Below are 9,431 nucleotides of genomic sequence, written 5' to 3'. Positions count from 1 at the left end.
CTTATCCGCCCCCCCCTGGTGTTGTGTCGTATTGCCCCCCCCGCCCCGCGCATCTCGGCGGGGTGGGGGGCGGGGCGGGCCGCCCGCCCCGGGGGCGGCCCGCGCTCCTGTGTCCGCCCCGCACCGGCTCACGCCCGGCCGGAGCGGACCGGCGCCCCCACGGCCCTGCCGGAGGCGCCGGACCGGTCCCCGCGGTCCCGCCGGTCGCGGCGCCAGTCGGCCACCGCCAGCGCGAGGGCCGCCGTCATGCCGAGCAGCGCGGCGCCGAGCGCGATGGCCAGCGCATTGCGGAAGTTGTCGTCCCGGCCGGCCAGCACCAGGTAGAACAGGCCCGGCAGCGCCGCCGTGCCCACCGCCGCGCCCAGCCGCTGGCCGGTCTGCAGCGCGCCGCCGGCCGCTCCGGCCATCCGCACCGGGACGTCGCGCAGGGTCATCGTGATGTTGGGGGAGATGACGGAACCGCTGCCCATGCCGGCCACGAACAGGGCCGGGGCGGCCAGCCAGGTCGCCGACGACTCCGGCGCGAACCGCAGCAGCAGCGCCGTGGCGCTCATGCCGACGATCACCGCGCTCAGCCCGCACACCGTCAGCAGCCTGCCCAGCCGGTCCACCAGCCGCCCGGACACCACCGCCGCTCCCGCCGAACCGACCGCGAAGGGAGTCACGGCCAGGCCCGACCGGAGCGGGGAGTAGTCCAGACCGTGCTGGAAGAAGAGCGCGAACACCAGCCAGACCCCGCTGAAGCCGACGAAGTACAGCGTGCCGACCCCCGCGCCGACCGCGTACCCGCGGGTCTGGGTGAACAGCCGCAGATCCAGGAGCGGTTGGGCGCCGCGGGCCAGAAGCCGGCGCTGCCAGAGGGTGAAGACGCCGAGCAGCGCCGCCCCGACCAGGAACAGCCACCACAGCCGGCCCAGCCCGCCTGCCTCGGCCTGCACCAGCGGCAGCATGACGGCCAGCACACCCGCGCCGAGCAGCAGCACGCCCGGCACGTCGACCTGCCCCTTACCGGTCGGGCGGGTGCGCGGGAGCAGCCGCCGGCCGAGCAGCACGGCGACGACGCCGATCGGGACGTTGACGTAGAAGATCCACCGCCAGCCCTCGCCGCCGGAGGCCAGCGCCAGGATCAGCCCGCCGGTGATGGGACCCACCGCGCTGGAGATGCCGACCGTCGCGCCGAAGAACCCGAAGGCACGGCCGCGTTCGGGGCCGCGGAACATCTGCTGGATCAGCGCCGAGTTCTGCGGGGCCATGCAGCCCGCCGCCAGCCCCTGCGCGAGCCGGGCGACCACCAGCCAGCCGCTGCTCGGGGCCGCCCCGGCGAGGGCGCTGCACAGCACGAAGGCGCTCAGCGCCAGCAGGAAGATCCGCCGCCGGTTGAGCGCGTCGCCCAGGCGGCCGGCGGTGACCAGGGCGAGGGCGAAGGTGAGCGCGTACCCCGACACCACCCACTGCACCTCGGCCGGGGTCGCGCCCAGGTCGCGCTGGATGGTCGGCAGGGCCACGGCGACGATCGTCACGTCCAGCAGGCTCATGAACCCGGCCACCAGCGTGACCCACAGGGCCCGCCACCGGTTCGGGTCCCGGCCCTCCCCGGCCTCCCTCCCCGCCGGGGACCGTCCGCCGGACGCCGACGTCGACGATGTCACGAAGTGCTCCTCTCACCAGGACGGCGGCCGCGACGGCGGGTTCCGTACGACTGCCCGCACCGGACAATCTGCCCGCAACGCGGCGGGTCACCGGTGCGCCGCACCGATTCCGCCCCGCGTTTCCCCCGACGGTTCCCTCTGCCCAGGGCCGCAGGCCGGGCGGCGCGGGCCCCTCACCCGGGGCGTCCGCCCGAGCCCACCGCGGCGACCGCCGCGTCGATCCGGTCGGCCAGCTCCAGATCGGCGGTGGTGACGGCGTCCACCGAACGGGTGCGCACGGTGAAGGTGATGCCGTCGTCCGAGAGCGAGTGGCCGACCCGGCGGTGCAGTTGCCGGGCGTCGCTCTCCACCTGGTGCAGCAGCGGCGGGACCCGGTCGCGGGGCAGCCCGACGGTGCGGGTGAGGCGGTGGCCGTCGCCGCTCCACGACGGGCGGCGGCGCAGCGCGTCGCGCAGTTCGCGGTCGGTGAGCGGGGCGTCCTCGCCGGGCAGCCGCTCGGGATGGGCGTCGGGCGCGGTGAACGCCTCCGCGAAACCGGGCGGCAGGTTCTCCACCAGGTGACGCGTCAGGGCCGGGTCGTCCCGGGCGATCAGCGACAGCACCGAACGCGCAACGCGGCGGCCCTGCTCCGGCGCCCCCGGCAGATGCGCCGCGACCTCGCCGTAGAAGTCGGTGACCGTGCCGCCGGAGCGGGGGACGGTCGCGTAGGCGGCGTCCCGGTCGGGGCCGGGCACCGCCTGCCGCAGCCGCTGCCGCGTCGGCACGTCGAGATGGAGGGCGAGGACCGCGAGCGTCACCTTGACCGCGCGTCCCGCCCGCTCGGAGGGCAGACGGGTACGTGCGGCGGCGTCCTCGACCAGGCGTCGGTGAGTGATCATGTCGTCTCCCGCGGCGGATGCTGGGGGCGGGGGTCGCCGGGCCGAGTACCCAGCGGTCTCGCCGGGGATGCGCGACGGGACCTCGAGCGGCGCCAGGATCACGGGGACCACGGGGACCACGGGCGGTGCGGTGTAGGCGGTCGGCGCGCGGGTACCTCGGGCTGGGTCGACACCGGGGCCGAACCGGTCGAACCGCCGTCGTTCCCGGTCGAACCCCCGCAGAGAGCACACGGCCCGACAAGGCCCGACAAGGAGAGTCACCGACGTGAACCAGCCCCAGCACCCGGGCGAGAAGCACCCCACCCCCGAGTTCTCGTCCCAGGACCAGCCGCACCCCGGCCGGACCGCGCCCATGGACCCGCCGCCCGACCACGGCGAGGAGTCCTACAAGGGCAGCGGGAAGCTGGAGGGGCGCAAGGCGGTGATCACCGGCGGCGACTCCGGCATCGGCCGGGCCGTGGCGCTGGCCTTCGCCCGCGAGGGGGCCGACGTGCTCTTCACGTACCTCGAGGAGGAGAAGGAGGACGCCCGGGAGACCGCCCGGCTGGTGGAGGACGCCGGACGGCGCGCGGTCGCCGTCTCCTGCGACATCCGCGAGGAGGCCAACTGCCGGGCACTGATCGACCGGGCGGTGGAGGAGTTCGGCCGGATCGACGTCCTGGTCAACAACGCCGCCTACCAGATGTCGCAGCCGGACGGCATCGAGGCGATCACCACCGAGCAGTTCGACCGGGTGATGCGCACCAACCTCTACGGCATGTTCTGGCTGTCGAAGTTCGCCCTGCCGCACATCCAGGAGGGCGGCTCGATCGTCAACACCAGCTCCGTGCAGGGCTACCAGCCCAGCCCGCACCTGCTCGACTACGCGATGACCAAGGCGGCCATCGTCAACTTCACGCAGGGCATGGCGCAGATGCTGGCCGAGCGCGGCGTGCGCGTCAACGCCGTCGCCCCCGGCCCGGTGTGGACCCCGCTGATCCCGGCGACCATGCCCGACACCAGCGAGTTCGGCAAGCAGTCGCCGCTCGGACGTCCGGCCCAGCCGGCCGAGATGGCGCCCGCGTACGTCTTCCTGGCATCGGAGGACGCCTCGTTCATCACCGGCGAGATCGTCAACGCCACCGGTGGCACCCCGCTGCCGTAGCAGCGGCCGCCCGCCCCGCAGGCGTGCCGTCGGGGCGGGCGGGCACAGGTACCGAAACGGACGCTGTTCGGCAAAAACCGGACACCGCACCCCACGGCACGGACAAGGGCGGACACGGCACATGGCAGACACCCCGGAAGGCGGCGGCCTCGCACAGCGCGTGCGGGCGGCGCTCCACCGCACCCACGGCGCGTACGCCGACGGCGGGGACCGCCCGCCGGGCGGCTACCTGGCGGCGATGACGGCCTTCGGTGCGTACACCGCGGCCTGGGCCACCGCCGTCCGGCTCCGCGGCCGCCCGGTCCCCGAGCGCCCCGACCCCTGGGACGTGGCGCTCACCTCGGTGGCCACCTTCCGGCTCAGCCGGCTCCTCAGCAAGGCCGCGGTGACCAGCCCGCTGCGCGCGCCGTTCACCCGGTACGTCGGCCCGGAAGGCCCCGCCGAGCTGCACGAGGAGGCCCGCCCGGAGAGCGGCCGCGAGACCGTCGGCGAGCTGATGACCTGCCCGTTCTGCACCAGCGTCTGGGTGGCCTCCACCCTGACCGCCGGACTGCTGCTGGCCCCCCGCGCCACCCGCACCGCCATGGGCGCACTGACCGCGCTGGCCGGCGCCGACGCCCTCCAGCTCGGCCACGCCGCCCTGGTCCGCAAGGCCACCGGCGAGGGCTGACCAGGCGGTGATCACCGGCTGCCGCACGCTCGCGGGCGTCCAGCTCGGACAGCCAGCGCGTCAGGTGGCGGCGGCCGGCGTGTCCGGTGCGTCGGCCTCGCCCGGCGTGGCGGCCTCGTCCGGTGCGTCGGCACCGCTCGGCGTGACGGCCTCACTCGGTGCGGCCGCGCCCCCCGGCTTCGACGCGCGGAACAGGCGCAGTTCGGGGTCGGTCACGTCGTCGGAGCGGAGCAGCTTGACGTCGGAGTGGTAGCTCATCGACGTCAGCCACGGCATCCGGTTCCCCTGGCGGGGCAGTTGGTCCACCGCCCGCAGGATGTAGCCCGCCGCGAAGTCCAGGAAGGGCCGGGTGGGCATGGCAGGGTCGGCCGGCTCGGGACAGGCCGCGTCGTAGCCGTGGGCGTCCAGGTGGGACAGCAGGCGGCAGAAGTGCTCGCACAGCAGGCCGATCTTCAGCGTCCAGGACGAGTTGGTGTACCCGATGGCCATCACCAGGTTCGGCACGCCGGAGAGCATCATGCCCTTGTAGGCGACGGTCCTGGACAGCTCGACGGGCTCGCCGTCGACGGTCAGCGCGACGCCGCCCAGCGCCTGCACGGTGAGGCCGGTGGCGGTGACCACGATGTCCGCCTCCAGTTCCCGGCCCGACTCGAGGAGGACGCCCCGCTCGGTGAACCGGGCGATCCGGTCGGTGACCACCTCGGCGGCGCCCCGGCCGATCGCCTTGAACAGGTCCCCGTCCGGCACCGCGCACAGCCGCTGGTCCCACGGGTCGTACGGCGGGTTGAAGTGCTCGTCGACCGGATAACCCTCCGGCAGCTGCTTGGTGTTGATCCACCGGATCAGCTTCCGCGCGGTCCTCGGAAAGCGCTGGGCGAAGGACCAGATGGCGCGCTGCTGGGCGATGTTCTTGCGCCGGGTGAGGGCGTAACCGCGTTCGTCGCCGAACCACTTGCGCAGCGCGGCGGCGATCGCGTCCTCACGGGGCACCGGCATCACGTACGTGGGCGTCCGCTGGAGCATGGTGACGTGCGAGGCCGTCTCCGCCAGCGCCGGGACCAGGGTGACGGCGGTAGCGCCGCTGCCGATCACCACCACCCGCCGGCCGGCGTGGTCCAGGTCCTCGGGCCACCGCTGCGGGTGGACGACGGTGCCCCGGAAGTCCTCCACGCCCTCGAAGCGCGGCGTGTGGCCCTGGTCGTAGCGGTAGTAGCCGCTGGCGCAGAACACCCAGCGGGCGCTCAGCCCAAGGCGCTCACCGGTGTCGGTGCGCTCCACCTCGGCCAGCCAGCGCGCCTCCTCGCTCGACCAGGAGAGCGCGGTCACCCGGTGGTGGTAGCGGATGTGGGCGTCGAGACCGTTCTCCGTCGCCGTCTCGCGCAGGTAGGCCAGGATGCGCGGCGCGTCGGCGATGGCCTGCCGGTCCCGCCACGGCTTGAACTCGTAGCCGAAGGTGTGGAGGTCGGAGTCCGAGCGGACGCCCGGATACCGGAAGAGGTCCCAGGTGCCGCCCGAGGCGCCGCGGGCCTCCAGGACGGCGAAGGACTTCGCCGGATGCTCGGTCCGCAGGTACCGCCCCGCGCCGATGCCGGACAGACCGGCCCCGACGACGAGGACGTCCAGCTGCTCGAGGGGCGTCTCGGTTCGGCTCACAGCGTCACTCCACTCCCGCTCCGATCAAGGTGCTCCGACTATGCGGCAAAAGGGCCGTCACAACCAGCCGTTGCGCTTGAACCCGCGGTGGATGAAGAAGCACGCCACCACGATCAGCCCGATCGCGTAGGCGTACCCGTACCGCCAGCCCAGTTCGGGCATGTGCTCGAAGTTCATGCCGTACACGCCGCAGACCATCGTCGGGACGGCGATGATCGCGGCCCACGCGGTGATCTTCCGCATGTCCTCGTTCTGCGCCACGGTCACCTGCGCCAGGTGGGCCTGCAGCACGGAGTCCAGCAGCGCGTCGGAAGCGGTTATCTGCTCGGTGACGCGGGCCAGGTGGTCGGAGACGTCACGGAAGTAGGCCCGTATCTCCTCGGTGACCGGCGCGGACGGCTCCGTGGCCAGCCGGGCCAGCGGCTGCGCCAGCGGCACCGCGGCCCGCTTGAACTCCAGCACCTCGCGCTTGAGCTGGTAGATGCGGCCGGGATCGGCGGTGCGGTCGGCGGGGGAGAAGACCTGCGTCTCCACCGCGTCGATGTCGTCCTGCACGGCCGCCGCCACGGTCAGGAACTCGTCGACGACATGGTCCGCGATCGCGTGCAGCACCGCCGAGGGGCCCTCGGCCAGCAGCCGCGGCTGCGACTCGAGCTGCTCGCGCAGCGGCCCCAGCGAGCCGTGGCTGCCGTGGCGGACGGTGACCACGAAACGCGGCCCGGTGAAGACCATGATCTCGCCGGTGTCCACCACCTCGCTGGTCGCGGTCAGTTCGGCGTGCTCGACGTAGGTGACCGTCTTGAAGACGGAGAACAGCACGTCTCCGTAAGTCTCGACCTTGGGCCGCTGGTGGGCGTGGACCGCGTCCTCGACCGCCAGCGGGTGCAGCCCGAACAGCTCCGCCACGTCGGCGAACTGCTCGGCGGTGGGCTCGTGCAGCCCCAGCCAGACGAAGCCGTCACGGTGCTTGGCCGCGAGCCGCACCGCCTCGTGCACGCCCGCCGGTCCGTCCTGCCGGACACCGTCGCGGTAGACGACGCAGTTCACCACCGACGATCCCAGAGGGGAGCGGGCGGGATGGTTGAGATCCACCCGGCGCGTACGCCGCGCCAGCAGCGCCACCTTGCGCAGGTTGCCGACCATGGACATCTTGGGGGCCACGCTCCTTCGCCCTACTAGGCCTTCAGCGCTGCTCATTGTGCCTGTCCCGCCGACCCGGTGGCGTCTCGCATGGCGGCCACGGCGTTGACGGCCGCGAAAGCGCCGTGCTTGCATCGGAACATGCCGCGCCAGATTCTCACCTGCCGCCGCTGCGTCGACCTGGTCCGTGTCGCCGCAGCGCTGTGTCGCGTGGCCTGACACCGGTTCCTTCCCGGTCGCTCCCTCCCTTCCCGCCGCACGCCGAGCAGTTGCCGAGCCGCTGACGATCCGTCGGCTCCCCGCTCGCGCCGCACGTCCGGCGTCCGTGCCCGCCCCTCCCGCGGGGCCCCGTCCGTCCTTCCTCCCGGGCGCCCTCGTCCCTGCCCCGGCCCTTCGGGCCGCCGCGTGGGGGCGACGGCCGTGCCCGGGCGCGGAAGGTGTGACCCGCCGCGCCCGCAGTCCACCGCCGCAGCACCACTTCCCGTTCCAGGAGACCCGCCTCATGGCCACCGTCCTCTCCCTCTCCGGCAGCCCGTCCCCGACCTCCCGCACCGCGCGCCTGCTGCGCCATCTCGACGCCCGTCTGACCGCACAGGGCCATCAGGTCGTCCCGCTGGACGTCCGCACCCTGCCCGCCGAGGCGCTGCTCGGCGCCGACTTCGGCCACCCCGCGATCGCCCGCGCGACGGCCCTGGTCGCCGAGGCGGACGGCCTGGTCATCGGCACTCCGGTCTACAAGGCCGCCTACTCCGGTCTGCTCAAGTCGCTCCTCGACCTGCTCCCGCAGTACGCGCTGACCGGCAAGACGGTGCTGCCGCTCGCCACCGGTGGGTCCACCGCACATGTGCTCGCCATCGACTACGCCCTCCGCCCGGTGCTGAGCTCCATGGGGGCAGGCCACATCGTCCAGGGCTGGTTCACCCTCGACAAGGACATCACCGTGGCCGAGGACGGCACGGTGACCGTCGCCGAACCCGCCGCCGGCGCCCTGGAGGGCGTGGTGGACCAGTTCTCCGCCGCCCTCGCGGACCGTGTCCGCCGCAGCACCGTCGTCCGCGCCGTCGCCGCGTGAGCGACCGTCCCGCCACCCCGACCGCTCCCGAAAGGCGACCCTCCGGTGAACCTCACCTTCCACTGGTTCATGCCCACCAACGGCGACAGCCGTGACATCGTCGGCGGCGGTCACGGCGTCCGCACCGGCGCGGCCGGGGCGGACCGGCCCGCCACCGTCGGCTACCTCACCCAGATCGCCCTCGCCGCCGAGGACCTGGGCTTCGTCGGCGCGCTGACCCCCACCGGCACCTGGTGCGAGGACGCCTGGCTGACCACCGCCATGGTCGCCCGCCACACCGAGCGGCTGAAGTTCCTGGTCGCCTTCCGCCCCGACTCCGTCTCGCCCACCCTCGCCGCCCAGATGGCCTCCACCTACCAGCGGCTCACCGGCGGGCGGCTGCTGGTCAACGTGGTGACCGGCGGCGAGAGCAGGGAACAGCGCGCCTACGGCGACTTCCTGGACAAGGACCAGCGCTACGAACGCACCGACGAGTTCCTGCACGTCGTCCGAGGCCTGTGGGCGGGGGAGCGGGTCACCCGCACCGGCCGGCACCTGCGGGTGGAGGAGGCCGAGCTCAGCCGGCTGCCCGACCCGGCGCCGCGGATCTACTTCGGCGGCTCCTCGCCCCGCGCCCTGGAGGTCGCCGCACGGCACGTCGACGTCTACCTCACCTGGGGCGAACCGCCCGCCGCCGTCGCGGAGAAGATCGCCCGCGTCCGGGCGCACGCCGAGGCCCACGGCCGTCGGCTCCGGTTCGGCATCCGGCTGCACGTCATCACCCGCGACACCGCCGAGCAGGCGTGGGCGGAGGCACGACGGCTGCTGGACGGCTTCGACCCGCGGACCGTGCGGGCCGTGCAGGAAGGGCTCGCCCGCAGCGAGTCCGAGGGGCAGCGCCGCATGCTGGACCTGCACGGAGGCGGCAGCACCGACGGCCTGGAGATCCACCCCAACCTCTGGGCCGGCATCGGCCTGGTCCGCGGAGGGGCGGGCACCGCGCTGGTCGGCAGCCACCAGGAGGTCGCCGACCTGATCGCGGAGTACCACGCCCTGGGGATCGACGAGTTCGTGCTCTCCGGGTACCCGCACCTGGAGGAGGCCTACTGGTTCGGCGAGGGAGTCCTGCCTGTCCTCGCCTCGCGCGGATTGTGGACGCACCCGGCCCACCCGGCGTCCCCGACGCCGTCCGCGCCCCAGGTCCCCTTCGCGGCGGCGGCCGCGCGCTGACCGCGACCACGCGGAC

General features: G+C 73.9%; 8 protein-coding genes. 4 read left to right on the top strand and 4 right to left on the bottom strand.

The features are described 5' to 3' along the window. Positions 1–128 precede the first annotated feature (128 nt). Together ABT026_RS20235 and ABT026_RS20230 are read right to left on the bottom strand one after the other, a co-directional pair. Positions 129–1,649, bottom strand: coding sequence for an MFS transporter (locus ABT026_RS20235; RefSeq protein WP_351116069.1), 1,521 nt, complete (start codon positions 1,647–1,649; stop codon positions 129–131). 173 nt (positions 1,650–1,822) lie between these two features. Then, positions 1,823–2,527 carry a DUF2267 domain-containing protein gene (locus ABT026_RS20230; protein WP_351116068.1) on the bottom strand — a complete coding sequence of 235 codons (705 nt, stop codon included), beginning with the start codon at positions 2,525–2,527 and terminating at the stop codon, positions 1,823–1,825. A 265-nt stretch (positions 2,528–2,792) separates the two neighbouring features. On the opposite strand from ABT026_RS20230, the gene ABT026_RS20225 reads away from it, so the two are divergent. After that, positions 2,793–3,671 carry an SDR family oxidoreductase gene (locus ABT026_RS20225; protein ID WP_351116066.1) on the top strand — a complete coding sequence of 293 codons (879 nt, stop codon included), beginning with the start codon at positions 2,793–2,795 and terminating at the stop codon, positions 3,669–3,671. Between the two features lie 121 nt (positions 3,672–3,792). Continuing rightward, positions 3,793–4,341: a DUF1360 domain-containing protein gene (locus ABT026_RS20220; protein WP_351116065.1), complete on the top strand. Its 549-nt coding sequence runs from the start codon at positions 3,793–3,795 to the stop codon at positions 4,339–4,341. A gap of 60 nt (positions 4,342–4,401) precedes the next feature. Here the strand turns inward: ABT026_RS20220 and ABT026_RS20215 are convergent, their stop codons facing one another. After that, the gene (locus ABT026_RS20215) at positions 4,402–5,994 is read right to left on the bottom strand and encodes a flavin-containing monooxygenase (protein ID WP_351116063.1); all 1,593 of its coding nucleotides are present in this window, start codon (positions 5,992–5,994) and stop codon (positions 4,402–4,404) included. A 57-nt stretch (positions 5,995–6,051) separates the two neighbouring features. Next, positions 6,052–7,143, bottom strand: a complete 1,092-nt coding sequence (locus ABT026_RS20210) for a magnesium and cobalt transport protein CorA (protein WP_351116081.1) — start codon at positions 7,141–7,143, stop codon at positions 6,052–6,054. 493 nt (positions 7,144–7,636) lie between these two features. On the opposite strand from ABT026_RS20210, the gene ssuE reads away from it, so the two are divergent. Together ssuE and ABT026_RS20200 are read left to right on the top strand one after the other, a co-directional pair. Next, a complete protein-coding gene (ssuE, locus tag ABT026_RS20205) occupies positions 7,637–8,206 on the top strand; it encodes an NADPH-dependent FMN reductase (protein ID WP_351116061.1) in 570 nt (189 codons plus the stop codon). A gap of 45 nt (positions 8,207–8,251) precedes the next feature. Then, a complete protein-coding gene (locus tag ABT026_RS20200) occupies positions 8,252–9,415 on the top strand; it encodes an LLM class flavin-dependent oxidoreductase (RefSeq protein ID WP_351116060.1) in 1,164 nt (387 codons plus the stop codon). The last annotated feature ends 16 nt before the right edge of the window (positions 9,416–9,431 follow it).

The organism is Streptomyces sp. NPDC002734, assembly GCF_040295685.1.
Lineage (GTDB): Bacteria > Actinomycetota > Actinomycetes > Streptomycetales > Streptomycetaceae > Streptomyces.
The sequence above is the reverse complement of the archived record's forward strand: the minus strand, read 5'-3'. Positions and strand labels throughout refer to the sequence as shown.

What these genes read in the sequence shown, in the direction of transcription:
- ABT026_RS20210 (WP_351116081.1), bottom strand. Translation starts at nt 7,143, where the DNA reads ATGTCCATGGTCGGCAACCTGCGCAAGGTGGCGCTGCTGGCGCGGCGT.
- ssuE (WP_351116061.1), top strand. Translation starts at nt 7,637, where the DNA reads ATGGCCACCGTCCTCTCCCTCTCCGGCAGCCCGTCCCCGACCTCCCGC.
- ABT026_RS20230 (WP_351116068.1), bottom strand. Translation starts at nt 2,527, where the DNA reads ATGATCACTCACCGACGCCTGGTCGAGGACGCCGCCGCACGTACCCGT.
- ABT026_RS20220 (WP_351116065.1), top strand. Translation starts at nt 3,793, where the DNA reads ATGGCAGACACCCCGGAAGGCGGCGGCCTCGCACAGCGCGTGCGGGCG.